The following is a 17,771-nucleotide window of genomic DNA, read 5'->3' as shown; positions in this document are numbered from 1 at the left end:
TTAAAATCTACTTGATAATTGAATCTTTGTAAAAACCTTCTTAGTATATAATGGAAAATCAGCATTCTGAAGCCATCCGAAATATCCTAAATCTTTTTGGAATACTGCTTTCACGCCCTGACCTTTATATTTTCCAAAGTTGAAAACCTCTTCCATTTTCTCGTTATATCCGATAAATCCGGCAAGATCTGCATTCTTGTTATGGAATGTAAATTCACTTAGCGGTGCTATTTCATTCGGAATATCATCATATTTTCCAACCTGAGCATCCAGAACTTCAAAGGTAGCCCATACATCAGCTTCTGCAGAGTGTGCATTTTCCAATGTTTTTCCACAGTAGAACTGGTAAGCGGCACCTAAGTTTCTGGGTTCTTTTTTATGGAAAATAGTCTGTGCATCTACCAGTCTGAATTTACTCAGATCAAAATCCATTCCTACTCTTAAAAGTTCTTCAGCCAAAAGCGGAACATCAAATCGGTTGGAATTAAATCCTCCCAAATCACTGCCGGTAATCATTTCCATTACTTTAGAAGCAATGTCTCTGAAAGTAGGAGCATCTTTTACATCTTCATCATAAATCCCGTGGATCTCGCTGCTTTCTTTAGGAATAAGCATTTCCGGGTTTACACGCCATGTTTTGCTTTCTCTGGAAGCATCCGGATTTACTTTTAAGATACAGATTTCAACAATTCTGTCTTTTCCTATGTTGGTTCCTGTGGTTTCCAGGTCAAAAATACAAAGTGGTTTATGGAGTTTTAAATTCATGTTGATAATTAATAATTTGAAACGTGTTTTATTTAAATGAGTTTATTTTAATTGTGCCTGAAAAATAAGAGACACCAATATATAATAAATAACAAGCATTGGAATTCCAATAACCTGGAATATCGCAAGAATAGCAATTCCTCCTACCAGTAAAACAACTTTAGGATAGTTATCTTTTAATTGTTTTGATTTGAATTTCATCGCCATCATCTTGATCGGGCTGATCAGAAGCCATGACGTAAGAAGAGTCAACAGGATCAATAACAATTCATTATCAAACAGAAAACTAAACGTTCCGGTTTCCTTAAACGCATAATAAAGACCGAAAAGTAAAACGGTGTTGGTAGGCGTATTCAATCCTTTGAAATAATAACGCTGTTCTTCATCAAGGTTAAAGATAGCAAGTCTCAGACATGAAAATACCGTGACAATGAGACCCAGATATTTGATCTCAAACGGAAAATGAATTCCAAGAAGCTCAGTTCCAAAAGGTTCAAGGGCTTTGTACATCGTAAGTCCCGGGATTACGCCAAAACTTACCATATCTGCAAGAGAATCCAGCTGAAGCCCAAGATTAGAGTTTGATTTTAAAGCTCTGGCTACAAAGCCATCGAAAAAATCGAAAATCGAAGAGAGGATAAGACAGATTGCTGTTGTCTGATAATCTCCTAAAATTAAATGTATTGCACCTACACAGCCTGCAAATAAATTAGCCAGGGTTAAGGCATTGGCCAGATTATTCTTTATAAAATCCATAAACACAAAATTACAGTTTTTAAAAATTCTAACTCAAAATAATATGAACTAAAAAATGCATTACAGTGATTTTGATGTAAATTTGCTCCATGAAATTTTTAAAAGGATTTAGAAAACAGGAAGTTCTGGCATTGGTTTACAGGATTTTTTTAGCCTATGTTTTTTATCAGATAGCCAGACTTTTATTCTGGTATTTTAATAAAGATCTGATTAAAGTTGACTCCGTTTCAGAATATATAAAGCTGGCTTTCCATGGTACAGCTTTCGATACCACAGCTATTTTATATGTCAACGCATTATTTATACTCCTGAGTTTATTGCCGCTGGTTATTAATACCAAGAAAATCTTTCAGAAAGTTCTATTCTGGGTGTATTTCATTACCAACGGGATTGCCTATGCCATGAATTTCGGAGATTTTATTTACTATAAATTTTCGCAGGCAAGACTTACTTCAGCCGTATTTCAGGTGGCAGAACATGAGTCTAATGTTTCCAAAACATTGATGATCTCTGTGGGGGAGCATCCTTTTGTACTGATTTGGTTCATTGTGTTGATGATTTTATGGGTTTTCCTTTACAAAAGGGTGAAAGTAGAAGAGGTGAAACCAGTGAAACTGCTTCCTTACTTTATCACTTCCGTTCTTACGCTTTGTATTACAGCGGTGCTGGTTGTGGGAGGAATCCGAGGTGATTTTAAACATAGCACGAGACCTATTAATATGGTGGATGCTACCCGTTTTGTAACCAATCCTCTGCAGGGTAATATGGTGCTCAATAGTACATTCTCCTTTTTCAGGACTTTAAATACCAATAATTTTAAGGAAGTTCATTTTGTAGATAAAAAATATATTGAAGATTATGTACAGCCTTATAAAGTATACGACAGAAAAGTGGAGAACCGTCCCAATATTGTTATTTTCATTGTAGAGTCATTCGGGAGAGAATATTCGGGAGCTTTCAATAAAGATAAAAATATCAAGGATTACGTTTCTTACACTCCGTTTATGGATAGTCTGGCTGGGCAAAGTCTCATTTTTCCGAATACTTTTGCCAACGGAAGACAGTCTATTCACGGGATGAGCAGTGTGTTGGCCGGAATTCCGAGTCTTACCGATGCATTTACAGGATCTCCGTATTCCAATCAGAAAATTCAGTCTATTGTTTCCGTGTGTAATGATCTTGGCTATGATACATCTTTCTATCATGGAGCGCCTAATGGTTCCATGGGATTCCTTGGATTCGGAAATATTTTAGGATTTAAACATTATTTCGGAAAAACAGAATACAATCATGATGAAGATTTTGACGGAATGTGGGCGATCTGGGACGAGCCTTTCCTTCAGTATTTCGCAAAGAATGTAGGAAAGAAACAACCTTTTATGACGACTGTATTTACGGCATCATCCCATCATCCTTTTAAAATCCCTGAAAAATATAACGGGAAATTTAAAAAAGGAAAAATAGAAATCCATGAGCCGATGCAGTATACGGATTATGCGATAAAAAAATATTTTGAAACAGCTAAAAAACAGCCGTGGTACAATAATACCATCTTTGTTTTCACAGGAGATCATACCAACCAGGTCTATTATCCCGAATATGAAAGAGCTATGAACCGTTATGCTGTTCCGTTGGTTTTCTATTCTCCGAATCCTGCGTATCAGTTAAAAGGTGTTAGTGAGGAAATCGCACAACAGGCGGATATCTATCCTACACTGGCAGATCTTATCGGGTATAACAAACCTATCCGAAGCTGGGGAAGAAGTTTGGTGAGTGATAAAAAATATCCTTTCATTGTCGTCAACTCAGATGGAAGTACAGATCAGTTTATGATTGGAAATTATATTTACCGCTTTGATGGAAAAGAAATCATCGGAGTCTATGATAAATCTGATCTGAGCCTCGAAAAAAATATCATGAACGAAGTTAGAAACCCAGAAATCGAACAAGGAAAGAAAACTGCAAAGGCCTGGTATCAGGATTATATGGATAGGGTGATTAACAGGAAGCTTTACTAATAAGACAAAGAAACCATTTTGGATTGATTTTTTTACTTTTCTTTGTCTCTTTATGCTTTGTATAATAAAAGTTTTTGTTCGTTGAAAATTAATTTATATTTTTATCAATACGTAGATAAGAATATTGTATTAAAATTAAAACTATAAAAAATATGAAAAAAATATTGTTAACGTTTGCACTTTCTTTATGTGGTGTACTTACATTTGCTCAGATAGAAGGTAAGTGGAAAACGATAGATGATGAGACAAAACAGGCAAAATCTATTGTGGAGGTCTACAAAAAATCAGACGGGAAATACTATGGAAAAGTTTCTCAGTTGTTGATAAAACCGGCTGATCCAAACTGTACAGCTTGTAAAGATGACAGAAAAGGAAAACCAATTTTAGGATTGGAGATCATCAGAGGATTGAAAAAAGACGGTGATGAATTTACCGGAGGAACTATTACAGACCCTAAAACAGGAAAAACATACAAATGTACCATTACAAGAAGCGGTGATAAACTGAACGTAAGAGGGTACTTAGGATTATCTTTATTAGGAAGAACCCAGGTTTGGGAGAAAGCTAATTAGTATAAGTTTAAATAGAATTTTAAATGACATTTCAGAAATGAGATGTCATTTTTTTGTGGATAAAAGGATTATGAGGAATTTCTTCGTGACTTTAGGAAAACTGTAAATAACAGAGCTATCACGAAGAAAAGCCGTTTTAAATAAAATTAATATTAAAATTTTCCATTCAAATGAGATGGCTTTTTATGATGTGTATAATAAAAAAACACTACTTTTGTAGTCTAAATTTTTCAAGAAAATATGGCAGAATATACTTTTCGTGAGGTAATTGCACAGGCAATGAGCGAGGAAATGCGTAAAGACGAATCCATCTATCTGATGGGTGAGGAAGTTGCAGAATATAATGGTGCATATAAAGCTTCAAAAGGAATGCTGGATGAATTTGGTCCGAAAAGAGTAATCGATACACCGATTGCAGAACTTGGATTTACTGGAATCTCTGTAGGAGCAGCAATGAATGGTAACAGACCCATCGTAGAATTTATGACATTCAATTTCTCGTTGGTAGGAATTGATCAGATTATCAATAACGCTGCGAAAATCCGTCAGATGAGTGGAGGACAGTGGAATTGCCCAATTGTTTTCCGTGGTCCTACTGCTTCTGCAGGACAATTAGGAGCTACTCACTCTCAGGCTTTCGAAGGTTGGTTTGCCAACTGTCCGGGACTTAAAGTGGTAGTACCATCTAACCCATACGATGCAAAAGGATTATTGAAAACTGCAATCCAGGATAATGACCCTGTAATTTTCATGGAATCTGAACAGATGTACGGTGATAAAATGGAAATTCCTGAAGAAGAATACTACTTACCAATAGGAAAAGCAGATATCAAGAGACAAGGTACAGACGTTACTTTGGTTTCTTTCGGAAAGATCATGAAACTGGCTCTGCAGGCTGCTGAAGATATGGCTAAAGAAGGAATCTCTGTAGAAGTTATCGACCTTAGAACTGTTCGTCCTCTTGATTTCGATACCATTTTGGAATCTGTAAAGAAAACAAACAGACTGGTTATTTTAGAAGAAGCCTGGCCATTTGGTTCAATCTCTTCAGAAATTACTTATATGGTACAGCAAAAAGCATTCGATTATTTAGATGCTCCTATCAAGAGAATTACTACTCCTGATGCACCTGCACCTTACTCTGCAGCATTATTTGCAGAATGGTTCCCAAAACTTGAAAAAGTAAAAGAGGAAATCAAAAAAGCGATGTACGTAAAATAGTTATAGAAAAAAACTTCCGAAAGGAAGTTTTTTCATTTATTATATTCATGAAGAAAAATTCTTGACGTCATAAAATTAGTATAAATTTGCGCCTTTAAAATAAATTAAGCTGATATGGCAGAAGTTACAGAAGATGGCTACCACTTCGACATAAAGAAACTTTCCTTCATAGGAGTTTTAGTGTCTCTAGGAATTGTTTTTGGAGATATTGGTACCTCTCCGCTTTACGTAATGAAAGCAATTGTGAATGCAAGATCCCAGGGGAGCAATATGCCTTTCAATGAATACATAGAAGGAGCTCTTTCCTGTATTATCTGGACCCTTACTTTGCAGACCACAATCAAATATGTGATCATTGCTTTGAGAGCAGATAACAAAGGTGAAGGAGGTATTCTTGCTTTGTTTTCACTGGTAAGAAACCTTAAGAAAGGATGGTTGTACCTCATTGCAATCATCGGTGCCGCGGCCCTTATTGCGGATGGAGTTATTACCCCGTCACTGACGGTTATGTCAGCCATTGAAGGTCTTGAAATTTATAACCCGCACACTCCTGTGGTACCTATCACCATTGGAATTCTGATTGCCATTTTTGTAGTGCAGCAATTCGGAACCAGCTTTATCGGAAAGTTTTTTGGTCCGGTAATGGTAGTTTGGTTCTTAGTATTGGGAGGTTTGGGTGTAATGCATTTAAGCGAAAACTTTGAGATTTTAAGATCTTTCAATCCTTATTACGCTTATAAACTTATTGTCAACTCTCCGAGTGCTATTGTGATCTTAGGAGCTGTTTTCCTTTGTACAACCGGAGCAGAAGCCTTGTATTCCGATTTGGGACACTGTGGAGCCAAAAACATCAGAGTAAGCTGGGCATTCGTTAAAATTATGCTTATTCTGAACTATCTTGGTCAGGGAGCATGGCTTTTAACCAATTATAACAAACCTGGGTTTTCTGTAGTGAATCCTTTCTTTGGAATCATGGAAGAATGGATGATCATCCCGGGAGTAATTTTAGCAACAGCAGCAGCCATTATTGCCAGCCAGGCGCTAATTACCGGTTCTTTCACCATATTTTCAGAAGCAATGTCTCTTAACCTTTGGCCGAATCAGAAAATTGATTATCCTTCAGGGGTGAAAGGACAGATGTATATTCCAAGAATCAACTGGGGACTTCTTATCCTGTGTATCATTGTTGTTCTTCACTTCAGAGAATCCGGAAAAATGGAAGCCGCTTACGGACTTTCCATTACCGTAACGATGTTAATGACCACAGTTTTATTGGTATTCTGGCTATTGAAACACAGAGTAAGCAAGGTCTTGATTCTGGTGTTCGCAATGGTTTATATGGCTATCGAATTAGGTTTCTTCAGTGCCAACATCATCAAATTCATGGAAGGTGGATGGATCACTGTTGTATTAGCAGGTTCTATCGGAGTTTCTATGTATGCATGGTATAACGGAAGACTGATCAAAACAAGATTTATCCAGTTTGTGAAAATAGAAAAATATGTTTCTATTCTTAAAGACATGAAACTGGACGAAACCATTCCGAAATATGCTACCAATCTGGCTTATCTGAGCAGGGCAAAAAGAAATGATGAAGTGGAATCCAAAATTATCTATTCCATCATCAAAAAACAGCCGAAGAGAGCAGATCATTATTTTATCCTGAGCATCGTAAACCAGGAAGATCCATATACTTTCAGATATACTGTAGACGAGATTCTTCCGGGAACTGTCTATAAAATCAACTTCCTTTTAGGATTTAAAGTAGACCGAAGAATCAACGACTATTTTAATATGGTCCTTAAAGATTTAATGGCGGACGGAACCATTCCTTCAAGAAGCAGCCATCCATCTTTAAGAGCTCATGATATACCGCCGGATCTTAAGTATGTCATCATAGATAACACCTATATCAACGATATTCTTTTAACTGTTAAACAGAAGATTACTCTTAACATTTACAACTTTGTGAAGTATATCGGAAGTGACGACTTTAAGGCTTGGGGAGTATCTTCACACAACGTAGAGGTAGAATCTGCACCGATCACAGAATTAACAGTTTATGATAATAAGATCGAGCAGTCCGGGTATTTCCGTCACAACTCGTAGCCACTCGTATTTAACCATACTATCTATTTAAATAAAATTCAATAAATTTGTAGATAATTTTTTTAATGGATACAATACAAAAAGAAAAAAATATAGCTTTGATCAAGGATGTTTTGAGAAACTACTTATTAGAAAAAGGTTTCAGAAACACACCTGAGAGATATACGATATTGGAAGAGATTTATAATATGGATCATCACTTTAATGTTGATGATCTGTATCTTCTGATGATGCAGAAAAAATATCATGTTTCCAAAGCAACTATTTACAACACGATTGAAATTTTCCTTGATGCAGGCTTAATCCGTAAGCATCAGTTCGGAGAAAAGACATTGACTTCTTCGTCTTATGAAAAGTCTTATTTTGACAAACAGCATGACCACCTGGTGATCTACAAAAAAGACTCTGATAAAGAGATTGAAGAAATTATTGAATTCTGTGACCCAAGAATCCAAGGAATCAAAGAAGCCATTGAAGAAGCATTTGGCGTAAAAATTGATTCTCATTCGCTATATTTCTATGGCACTAAGAATGACTAATTAATGAGAATAGCCCTTTTTCTGTTACTCTTTATTTCTACGCTCAACTTTGCGCAGGATAAAACTCCTGTGAAGAGAGATCCTTATTTGCAGGCTCCTTCACCGGCTCAGCCTAAACAGGTAAGACCTGAAGATAAAGTAAAGATCATCCACGCGGACGAAATCAAGAAAGATCCTGAAAAATACGACGGAAATCAATATTTTACCGGCCATGTTCAGATAGAACATCAGGGATCTATTCTTACTGCGGATGAAGTAGTGCTGTATAATGAAGAGAACTTTGTAAAAGCAATAGGCAATACAAGACTTCAAAATACAGACGGCTCTGTAATCACAGCAGGAGAAATGGAATATGATGCCAATACCCAGAAAGGTGTTGCCAGAAAAAATGTGGTTTTAACAGATCCAAAGCAAACCATAAAAACAGATATTCTGTATTATGACAGGCTGGCTAATCAGGCTTATTTTAATACAGGTGGAACAATTTCGGACGGCCAGAATGTAACCTACGCCAAAGTAGGAACCTATTTTCTCAATACAAGAGTGGTGGATCTTACTGGAAATGTAAAAATTGAAACCCCTCAGTATACCATAGAAGGACCCAATATCAAGCAGAATCAGAATACAAAAATTGCTGATTTTCTAGGTCCTACAACCATTACCAGCAAAACCAATCCAAGAAACAGAATCTATACCGAAAAAGGAACCTATAAAATGGATTCCAAGGAGGCTTTTCTAACCAAAAACTCCAGAATCTTTTACAATGAGAAAATTCTTACCGGTGATGATATGTATTATAATCAGATCTCAGGATTCGGTAAAGCAACAGGAAATGTAACCCTTGATGATCCTATAGAAAAAAGATATATAAAAGGAGGTTATGGAGAAATCTTTGAGAAAAAAGATTCTGCCATGATGACGAAAAATCCTTATGCTGTAAAAGTAATGGAAAAAGACTCCATTTATTTTGCCGCAGAAAAAATTATCTCTTATCAAAGACCGGATACATTAGATATCAAAGTGAAGAAAAGCTATCTGAGAGCTTTCAAAAAAGCCCGTATCTATAAATCCAATGCACAGGGTAGAGCAGATTCCATTGCCTTCAATGAAACAGACGGAATCATGCATATGTATACCAACCCGATTCTTTGGAGTGGTGAAAAGCAGGTTACCGGAGATAAAGTGGAAGCTTACTTCAATACCAAGACAGAAGATATTGACTCCTTAAAAGTAATAGGAAATGCTTTTGCGATCAGTAAAGTAGATTCACTTACCCTGAAAGATGAGTTCAACCAGGTGAAAGGAAAATTCATGACGGTGTACTACGAGAAAAATGCGATTAAAGAAGCAAGAGTCGTTGGAAACGCTCAGTCTATTGTGTATGTTGATGATACTGATCAGGAAACCAAAAAACCGGAAAGAATAGGAATTACACTTTCTACCTGTGGAATTATCGGAGCATTGTTCGAAGAAAGAGCTTTACAGATTATTTCATGCAGTATCGGTGCTGCTTCAGATACTTATCCGATGAGCATGATAGAACCTTCGAAAAGGAAATTCCCGGATTTCAACTGGAATACCAAAGACAGGATCCGAAAATGGCAGGATATTCTTGTAGATACCCCAAATAACGAAGAAATACAATATACGGCTGATAGTGAACTCTTCGATAAAGCGCAGAAAGCAATTGATGACGAAAAAGCTAAAGAGGAAGCTAAAAAACCTAAACGTACCAGAAAATAAGATAAAAAGACCAGTAAGCGCTGGTCTTTTTTGTGGATTAATTTTAACGTTTAATGAATCTTTTATAGCTTTGCTGAAATTTTTGGAGACAATGGAAATGCATAAAGATTTTTTTATATATCAGGCTCAAACCACCAAGTTTGCTGCTGGTTTTGAAGTGGAGAAAGCAGTAGGAAGCTATATTTATGGTACCGACGGGAAAAGATATCTTGACTTTGTAGCAGGAGTTTCTGCCAATACTTTGGGACATTCACATCCTAAAATTGTGAATGCGATAAAAGAACAGACTGATAAGTATCTTCACGTAATGGTTTACGGAGAATATGCACAGGAAAAACCTGTCGCATTATGCAGATTGCTTGCAGAAGCTACTCCGGATCCACTGGAAGTTACTTACCTTGTGAATAGTGGTGCAGAAGCTATTGATGGAAGTTTAAAACTGGCTAAAAGATTTACCGGAAGAGAAGAAATAGTTTCCTTTAAAAACTCTTACCATGGAAATACTCATGGGGCTTTGAGTGTTTCAGGAAATGAAACTCACAAGAGAGAATTCCGTCCCTTATTACCGATGGTTTCTTTTATTGAATTTAACAATGAAGAAGACTTCGATAAAATAACAGAGAAGACGGCTTGTGTTATCCTTGAAACTATTCAGGGAGCAGCAGGCTTTCTGGTTCCGGATAACAACTATCTGATCAAATTAAAAAGAAGATGCGAAGAAGTAGGAGCACTTTTAATTCTGGACGAAATACAGCCCGGATTTGGAAGAACAGGAAAGTTATTCTCTTTCGAACACTTTGGGATTGTTCCGGATATTCTTGTGATGGGTAAAGGAATGGGAGGCGGAGTTCCTGTAGGAGCTTTTATGAGTTCCAGAGAAATTATGGAAACGCTTTCACATTCTCCTAAATTGGGGCATATTACTACTTTTGGAGGAAATCCACTCATTGCAGCGGCAAGTTATGCCACATTAAAAGAAGTGCTGGAAAGCGGCTTGATGAATGAAGTAGAGGAAAAAGAGAAGTTATTCAGAGAACTTTTGGTTCATCCTAATATCAAAAATATTAACGGTAAAGGGTTGATGCTTGCCGTGAACTTAGGAACGCCCGGATATACGCTGGAAGTTGCCAAAAAATGTATGGAAAGAGGGCTGATTGTTTTCTGGCAGTTGTACAGAAATGAATACCTGAGAATCTCTCCGCCGCTTACATTATCTCTGGAAGAAATCAGAGAAGGATGTCAGATTATTCTTGATATATTAAATGAAAATTAAAGATAAAATCTCTCCCGAAAGGAGAGATTTTTTTATGTTTTGCATGGTAGTTTTTAGCTTTAAAATATAACATCACGGAGATTTAAATCCAGTGATAAATATCATGCAGATTCTATAAAAAAGTAATTGTTTTTTTGCGTAATAAAAAAATTAATTTATATATTGCGGGACGATAAAACAAAGATTATATGGCGAAACATAAAGTCCATTACGAATTTCCAATGCACTGTTTATCAGAGATTTTATATGAATATCTGGCGACTGCAGAGGGATTGTCTGAATGGTTTGCGGATGAGGTAACAGAGAAAGGCGATGATTTCTTTTTTAGCTGGGGTGGAGGACCTGCTGAGAAGGCCACTTTGATCAGATATAAGCCTGAAGGTTTCGTGCGTTTCAGATGGGAAGAAGATGAAGGAACAAAAAATTTCTTTGAAATGACAATCACAATTGATGATATTACAGAAGATCTTGCTTTAAATATTACAGATTTCTGTGAAGAAGGTGATGAAGAGGAAAATGCAATGTATTGGGAAAATCTTATCGAAAACCTGAGAATAAAACTAGGTGCGGCATAATACCGGGCTATATGAAATGATAAAACTGATGAACGATTTATCGTTCATTATTTTTTTGTAAATAAATCACATCAAAAATTGGAAAATCAATATTTTACATCAGACGAGTTAAATGTAAAGAACAGAGCTTTTCTTTGGGGAGACTCAGTAAAAGTATCTTTCTTTGTAAGAAATGGTGGATTGATCATGGACGAAGAATGCTATTTTTTCCTGATGGCTTCCATGAGAAAGATGAGACTGAATATTCCTTTGACTTACACCCTGGAGTTTTTCCAGACCCTTTTTCAAAAAGAAATCATTGAAGGTAAAGGAGTAAAGAACGGAATTATCAATTTCCAGGTGTTCAGAAATAATGATGGCGTGACATTGGCAAAATCTTCCGTTTCCTATTTTTACGAAGTAACGGAAATGGCGGATGTGCTTGCAGTTCATCAAAGACCTTTGGAATTGGATTTGATTAAAGAAATTAACGTTAATAACAACCTTTTGAGCAATATCAGGGTTCACTGTCCGGAAAATATTTATGGAGTGATCTATGCCCAGGAAAATGACCTTGATGACGTGATTCTTCTGAATCCCAACAAAAGAATAGCGCGCACCACTGCCGGAAATCTTCTCTTTTTAGAAGGTGACGTGATCAAAGTACCCAAACAGACAGAAGGAGCTTACATTTCCCCTTTGATGGAAAACTTTGTTACTTTTTTACATAAAAATAACCTTGCTGATATCCAGGAACACGAGATTATCGCATTTGAATCCCAGAAAGCTGAAGAAATTTTAATGATTTCTGACGAGAAAGGTATGTTTTCTGTAGGTAAGATAAGAAACAAGACTTTTGAAACTTCCCGTTTCTCCGAACTGGTAGAAAGCTGGAAGAAAAGTTTTAATTCATAAAAATTGACAAACCCGGTAAACAACAAAGTTCCAGAAGTCCTTTACCGGGTTTTATTCTGAGTAAATCAGAAATTGTTTTTTTTATTTAGTATTCGTTGATAATCTCAACAAATTTCTGTGCGATTTCTTTCTGCCCCTTTTCACTGGTAATATAATTCCTGTTGTCAGAATTATTAATGAAGCCAAGTTCTACCAATACAGCAGGTGCTTTGGTTTCTCTTAGCATGTGAAGATTGCTCTCTGATATTTTACGGGCATGGAATTTCTTATAAATTTTTCCGGCCAGTTCCTTTGAAACGTCAGAATTCTGAACGTATACTTCAAATCCGTTATCAGATCTTTCTTTTTCAGGAGAACTGTTCACGTGAAGGGAAATCACCATTTCAGGGTTCAGCTTGTTGATCAGATCTGTTCTTTCGGCAAGAGTAGGATAGCTGTCGGAGTCCCTCGTTAAAATAACTTCATATTTGTCCTGGCTTTCATTGATCTTCCGGATTTCCTTAGCAATACTCAATGCAATATTTTTTTCCAGAATTTCACCATAAGTGGCCCCAAAATCATTTCCGCCATGTCCGGCATCGATGACAATATATTTTTTGTTGACAGGAGTAAATGATAAAAAAGCTGTAGAAAATATTGATAAAGCAAGTAATGTAATACCTTTCATATCAGTGATTTTAGTTTTCCAAAGAACGGAAAAACTTTCTTTAAAATTGGTTAAGAGAATCTTAAAGTTTGTTAATTATCAGGATGATACGAGAAATATACTTTTAGTTCAGTGAAATATCTTCAGGAGAATTGGCCCAGAGAAGAAATTCTCCACCAAGATTCTGCATGATAGACTTCCAAAGGGTCTGATCATTGGGAAGCGTATAGTCAAGATTATAAACATCCACTACCGTCCACATTTTTCTCTGAACCTCGGTATCCAGCTGATTGGAAGACCATCCGGAATATCCTGAAAATATTTTGATATGGTTAATGTCCAGTTCACTGCTTAAAACCGCATTAATAATACGTTCTATGTCTTCTGTAAGATAGTATTCATCAGTGATATCTGTATAGATCTCTGTAACTCTTTTGCCCTTTACAATGAAAAATACCTTGTCGTTTTCTACAGGCCCTCCATCATATACCTCAATTTTAAAGTCAAAAAAATCTTTGAATTTGCTACTCATCTGGCTGTTCTTTTTATTCAATATCAAACCAAATGCACCACTTTCATTATGTTCAATAACCAATACTACCGATCTGGAAAAAATATCGCCGGAAATGTCAGGTGTCGAGATTAATATTTTACCTTTGTATGAGTGATTCATACTCAAATTTAATAAAAAATATTTATGGAAAACCTGCACGACAAAAGAAAAGTGTACGAGAAATCCCAACTTATTGAAAGTGAGATAAAACAAAATCCAATTGAGCAATTCAGAGACTGGTTTTTGGAGGCAAGTGAAAGCCCGATGATCTCAGAAGCTAATGCTATGGCGGTTTCTACAGTAGAAGAAGATGGGTGTCCAAGAACAAGAATGGTGCTTCTTAAAGCATATACCCATGAAGGATTTATTTTTTATACCAATTATAACAGCAGAAAAGGAAAAGCAATAGAAAGCAATCATAAAGCCTGTCTGCATTTTTTCTGGCCTAATCTTGAAAGGCAGATCATTATCAAAGCAGATCTTGAAAAGGTAGCAGAAAACCTTAGTGACGGCTATTTTCATTCAAGACCGAAAGGTAGCCAGCTGGGTGCCGTAGTTTCTCCGCAAAGCCAGGTGATCCCCAACAAAGAGTTTTTGGAAGAAAAATTGAAAGAACTGGAAAAGGAGTATGAAAATACGGAAGTCCCAAGACCCGCCAATTGGGGCGGATACCTGGCAAAACCTTATGAAATTGAATTCTGGCAGGGAAGACCCAACCGTCTTCATGACAGGATTATTTATCAGTTGGAAGACCTTGACTGGAAAATTTCAAGACTGGCTCCGTAATGGGAAAATGAGAAGTTAGAAGTGGCGGTTTTAATATGAGACAAACCACTTGAAAATATAAATTTGTAATATCAATAGAAGCGGGCTTTAGCCCGCTTATTTTTATGATGCATAATGATAGAGGCTTCAGCCAAAACTTATTCAGTTTAAGCAGAATAATGACAACATATGCTGTATTGTATTAACTTTTAAGTTTTGGCTGAAGCCGTGGGAATTGATATTTATTTTTAAACGGGCTAAAGCCCGTTCCTATTGAATAATGTCTTTTTTCAAATACATCATAGGTTTCCACTATCAATAGGAGTGGGCTTTAGCCCACTTATTTTTATGATGCATGATGGAGGCTTCAGCCAAAACTTAATAATTCTTACCCGCTTAAAACTTCTTAATAGTTTAATTCTCTATCATCTTTAAAATAAAAAAAAGACTGTTTCTTAGAAACAGCCTTGAATTTTTGTAATCTGAATGATTATTTTTTCTTAGCACCTGAAACTGCATTTGATAAATCAGCTCCAGCTTTGAATTTAGCAACTTTTTTAGCAGCAATTTTGATTGGTTTTTTAGTTGCAGGGTTAATACCTTGTCTAGCCGCTCTCTCAGCTACTGAGAAAGTACCGAAACCTACTAAAGAAACTTTTCCATCTTTTTTCTTTAAAGTAGTTGTAACGTTACCAATGAAAGATTCTAAAGCAGCTTTTGCTGCAACTTTAGTGATACCTGCATCTTTTGCGATTGCGTCGATTAATTCAGACTTGTTCATAATTTTTAATATTAAAGTTAGTTCGTAATTATAGCAAATATAGTACTATTTTCTAATTGTGCAATTTTTTTATTAAAACTTGTAAAAATTTTTTACTTTTCACTGAAATCAGTTAAAATATGATAATTCCACTTTTCACAGAAAATCTACGTTACAGGTTACTAAAATCATGCCAAATGCTTATGTGTATTGACTTTAGCAAAAAGTTAATATTATTTTTCGTATTTATTAAATCCTAAATTGTGTACAAACAATTAATTTTTTTGACCATATGATTGTTAAATCTCTAAGTAATTTTTAAATTTCTTATGTTTTGTGAAATTAAACCCCTGTGTTTGTGGGAGTTTTAAAATGTTAATAAAGACCTGTTTTATTAATTTTTATTAATAAATTTGCAGCATGTTAATAGAAGTTTTCAAGTCTAAGATTCATAGGGTGAGAGTAACTGCCTCTGACCTTAATTATATAGGGAGTATAACGATCGATGAAGATCTTATAGAAGCTGCCGGTCTGGTAGTGGGAGAAAGGGTCTATATCGTGAATGTGAACAACGGAGAACGTTTTGATACCTACGTGATCAAAGGGAAAAGAAAATCAGGGGAAGTATGTCTGAATGGTCCTGCAGCAAGAAAAGTACAGAAAGATGATATCATCATCATTATTGCTTATGCTCAGATGACTCCGGAGGAAGCAAAAGACTTCCAGCCGAAGATCGTTTTCCCGGATGAAAAAACAAACCTTCTTACGTAGTACATGGAGAAAACATCAAAAAGTCCCGTAAAATCAATACTTACAATAGTAATATCGCTTGCTTTTGCAGGCTTTTTTTTATGGCTTGCTTTAAGGGGGTTAGATTTTAAAGTCATTCAGAAGTCACTGGCAAAAGCGAATTATATCTGGGTATTGTTTGCTTCTGTATTTGGTCTTCTGGCTTACTGGTTCAGGGCGATCCGCTGGAATCTTATGCTGGAACCAATGGGACATAGAATTTCAAATTCCAATGCACTTTGGTCCATATCATTCGGATATCTGATGAATCTTACCATCCCGAGAAGTGGAGAAGTAGCAAGAGCTACTGCTTTATATGGCGTAGAAAAAGTACCGGTGGACAAATCCTTCGGGACAATCATTTTAGAAAGGGTGGTGGATCTTATTTGTATGATGGGATTTTTAGGGCTAACATTATTGTTTAAATATGATGCAATTCTGTCATTCTATAAAAATTCTGGAGTCAATATCAACCCTACTAAAATAATATTGATCCTTTCCATTCTGATAATAGGAACAGTCTTATTTTTTGTATTTAGAAAGAAACTGGCAGAAGTTCCGTTTTTAGGAAAAATAGTCAATTTTATTGATGGTATTTTTCAAGGGATCACTTCCATCTTTAAATTAAAAGAAAAAGGGAAATTCATCCTTTATACGTTAGGAATCTGGATTTGCTATTATTTAGCCGCTTATCTGGTATGTTTTGCACTTCCTGAAACTTCAGCATTTACCTTTGCAGATGGTTTCTTCATTATTGTAGTAGGAACATTAGGAATGATTATTCCTGCCAGTGGTGGAATCGGAGCGTATAACCTTGCCATGAAGTATGGTTTTATGGCGCTATTTATATCAGTAGGAAAAAGTGCAGATTTCGGAGGTGAAATGGGGCTTACCTATTCCTTTATTTCTTTACCGCTGCAGATTGTGATTATGCTGGTGATGGGATTAATTTCCATTCCTATGCTCGCAAAAGCAAGAAACAGTGCTGTTTCGGATAAAGAATTTGAAAATTAATTCAACATATACTTATACTATACAAGGTTCAATTTTTTAATTGGACCTTTTTTTATGCCCATTTTGTGACTTAAAGAGTTTAAATTAAGCGGTATAGGACATTTTTTTATCAATAAATTTGGTCAATTCGCAAATCACTTCTATCTTAATGCAAAAAATAATCATAATATAAAACACTATGGCAATTAATCTACAGAAAGGACAAAAGATCGAGATAGGATTAACGAAAATGACGATTGGATTAGGCTGGGATCCGAATGAAGGAACCGGCTATGATTTTGACCTGGATGCTTCTGCAATCATGATTGATTCTGACAGAAAATTAGTAAGCGAAGAATACTTCGTTTTTTACAATAACCTGAATTCTCCGGATGGAGCGCTTACCCATACAGGAGATGACCCGAGTGGTAAAAACAGTGATGGTGACGATGATGAAGCTATTATTATAGATCTTGATAAAGTAGACTCAAGAGTGGAAGAGATTCTTTTCGTGGTCACCATTGAGGACTTTGAAAGAAGGAGACAGAATTTCGGACAGGTAAGAAACTCTTATATCAGGGTTGTGGATAATCATTCCAACCAGGAAATTGCAAAATATGAACTGGATGAAGATTTCTCTATTGAAACAGGAGTGGAGTTCGGAAGACTGTACAAAAGAAACGGAAGCTGGAAATTTGAAGCTTCAGGAATAGGATACAGAGCAGATTTAGGCTTCTTCCTTGAAAAATACTACAAAGGGCAAATCATCAAATAAAATCATCAAATACACAAAAAAACTA

Annotated in this window: 18 protein-coding genes; 13 read left to right on the top strand and 5 right to left on the bottom strand. The window is 36.0% G+C overall.

The genetic code is table 11. The features are described 5' to 3' along the window. Positions 1–765 (bottom strand): 3'-5' exonuclease, encoded by a 765-nt coding sequence (locus tag RAH34_RS02565; protein WP_114820408.1) that lies wholly within the window; start codon positions 763–765, stop codon positions 1–3. Positions 766–807: 42 nt separating this feature from the next. Then, positions 808–1,521 carry a phosphatidylcholine/phosphatidylserine synthase gene (locus RAH34_RS02560; protein ID WP_306595049.1) on the bottom strand — a complete coding sequence of 238 codons (714 nt, stop codon included), beginning with the start codon at positions 1,519–1,521 and terminating at the stop codon, positions 808–810. 89 nt (positions 1,522–1,610) lie between these two features. Between RAH34_RS02560 and RAH34_RS02555 the strand changes: the two genes are divergently transcribed. The 9 genes from RAH34_RS02555 to RAH34_RS02515 all read left to right on the top strand — a co-directional run bounded on the left by RAH34_RS02555 (position 1,611) and on the right by RAH34_RS02515 (position 12,465). Continuing rightward, the gene (locus tag RAH34_RS02555; RefSeq protein WP_306595048.1) at positions 1,611–3,539 is read left to right on the top strand and encodes an LTA synthase family protein; all 1,929 of its coding nucleotides are present in this window, start codon (positions 1,611–1,613) and stop codon (positions 3,537–3,539) included. Between the two features lie 152 nt (positions 3,540–3,691). Continuing rightward, the gene (locus tag RAH34_RS02550; protein WP_114820405.1) at positions 3,692–4,111 is read left to right on the top strand and encodes a DUF2147 domain-containing protein; all 420 of its coding nucleotides are present in this window, start codon (positions 3,692–3,694) and stop codon (positions 4,109–4,111) included. Between the two features lie 240 nt (positions 4,112–4,351). Beyond that, on the top strand, positions 4,352–5,332 hold the full coding sequence (locus RAH34_RS02545) for a pyruvate dehydrogenase complex E1 component subunit beta (protein ID WP_306595047.1): 981 nt from the start codon (positions 4,352–4,354) through the stop codon (positions 5,330–5,332). Between the two features lie 114 nt (positions 5,333–5,446). Then, complete coding sequence (locus tag RAH34_RS02540) at positions 5,447–7,441, top strand: KUP/HAK/KT family potassium transporter (protein ID WP_114820402.1); 1,995 nt, start codon at positions 5,447–5,449, stop codon at positions 7,439–7,441. A gap of 65 nt (positions 7,442–7,506) precedes the next feature. Further along, positions 7,507–7,980 (top strand): Fur family transcriptional regulator, encoded by a 474-nt coding sequence (locus RAH34_RS02535; protein WP_002976876.1) that lies wholly within the window; start codon positions 7,507–7,509, stop codon positions 7,978–7,980. 3 nt (positions 7,981–7,983) lie between these two features. After that, positions 7,984–9,723: an OstA-like protein gene (locus RAH34_RS02530; protein ID WP_306595046.1), complete on the top strand. Its 1,740-nt coding sequence runs from the start codon at positions 7,984–7,986 to the stop codon at positions 9,721–9,723. 97 nt (positions 9,724–9,820) lie between these two features. Next, positions 9,821–10,996 (top strand): aspartate aminotransferase family protein, encoded by a 1,176-nt coding sequence (locus tag RAH34_RS02525; protein ID WP_306595415.1) that lies wholly within the window; start codon positions 9,821–9,823, stop codon positions 10,994–10,996. Positions 10,997–11,184: 188 nt separating this feature from the next. After that, positions 11,185–11,571 carry an START-like domain-containing protein gene (locus RAH34_RS02520; protein WP_034696870.1) on the top strand — a complete coding sequence of 129 codons (387 nt, stop codon included), beginning with the start codon at positions 11,185–11,187 and terminating at the stop codon, positions 11,569–11,571. Between the two features lie 78 nt (positions 11,572–11,649). Next, the gene (locus RAH34_RS02515; protein ID WP_306595045.1) at positions 11,650–12,465 is read left to right on the top strand and encodes an aminotransferase class IV; all 816 of its coding nucleotides are present in this window, start codon (positions 11,650–11,652) and stop codon (positions 12,463–12,465) included. Positions 12,466–12,550: 85 nt separating this feature from the next. On the opposite strand, the gene RAH34_RS02510 is transcribed toward RAH34_RS02515, so the two are convergent. Together RAH34_RS02510 and RAH34_RS02505 are read right to left on the bottom strand one after the other, a co-directional pair. Continuing rightward, complete coding sequence (locus RAH34_RS02510) at positions 12,551–13,132, bottom strand: N-acetylmuramoyl-L-alanine amidase (protein WP_306595044.1); 582 nt, start codon at positions 13,130–13,132, stop codon at positions 12,551–12,553. A 103-nt stretch (positions 13,133–13,235) separates the two neighbouring features. Beyond that, positions 13,236–13,784, bottom strand: a complete 549-nt coding sequence (locus RAH34_RS02505; protein WP_114820398.1) for a YqgE/AlgH family protein — start codon at positions 13,782–13,784, stop codon at positions 13,236–13,238. Positions 13,785–13,808: 24 nt separating this feature from the next. Between RAH34_RS02505 and pdxH the strand changes: the two genes are divergently transcribed. Next, complete coding sequence (pdxH, locus tag RAH34_RS02500; RefSeq protein WP_306595043.1) at positions 13,809–14,450, top strand: pyridoxamine 5'-phosphate oxidase; 642 nt, start codon at positions 13,809–13,811, stop codon at positions 14,448–14,450. A gap of 469 nt (positions 14,451–14,919) precedes the next feature. Here the strand turns inward: pdxH and RAH34_RS02495 are convergent, their stop codons facing one another. Continuing rightward, complete coding sequence (locus RAH34_RS02495; protein WP_002976900.1) at positions 14,920–15,210, bottom strand: HU family DNA-binding protein; 291 nt, start codon at positions 15,208–15,210, stop codon at positions 14,920–14,922. A 399-nt stretch (positions 15,211–15,609) separates the two neighbouring features. Here RAH34_RS02495 and panD point away from each other — a divergent pair, with 399 nt between their 5' ends. From panD to RAH34_RS02480, 3 genes are all read left to right on the top strand, one after another. Continuing rightward, the gene (panD, locus tag RAH34_RS02490; RefSeq protein ID WP_002976902.1) at positions 15,610–15,960 is read left to right on the top strand and encodes an aspartate 1-decarboxylase; all 351 of its coding nucleotides are present in this window, start codon (positions 15,610–15,612) and stop codon (positions 15,958–15,960) included. A gap of 3 nt (positions 15,961–15,963) precedes the next feature. Next, entirely contained in the window at positions 15,964–16,992 is a 1,029-nt protein-coding gene (locus RAH34_RS02485; RefSeq protein ID WP_306595042.1) for a lysylphosphatidylglycerol synthase transmembrane domain-containing protein, read from the top strand. A 178-nt stretch (positions 16,993–17,170) separates the two neighbouring features. Continuing rightward, positions 17,171–17,746, top strand: coding sequence for a TerD family protein (locus RAH34_RS02480; protein WP_034698933.1), 576 nt, complete (start codon positions 17,171–17,173; stop codon positions 17,744–17,746). Positions 17,747–17,771 lie beyond the last annotated feature (25 nt).

Origin of the sequence: Chryseobacterium sp. WLY505 (genome assembly GCF_030846215.1) — a bacterium.
Classification (GTDB): Bacteria; Bacteroidota; Bacteroidia; order Flavobacteriales; family Weeksellaceae; genus Chryseobacterium.
Note: the sequence above shows the minus strand (reverse complement) of the source record. Positions and strands in the feature narration are given on the sequence as shown.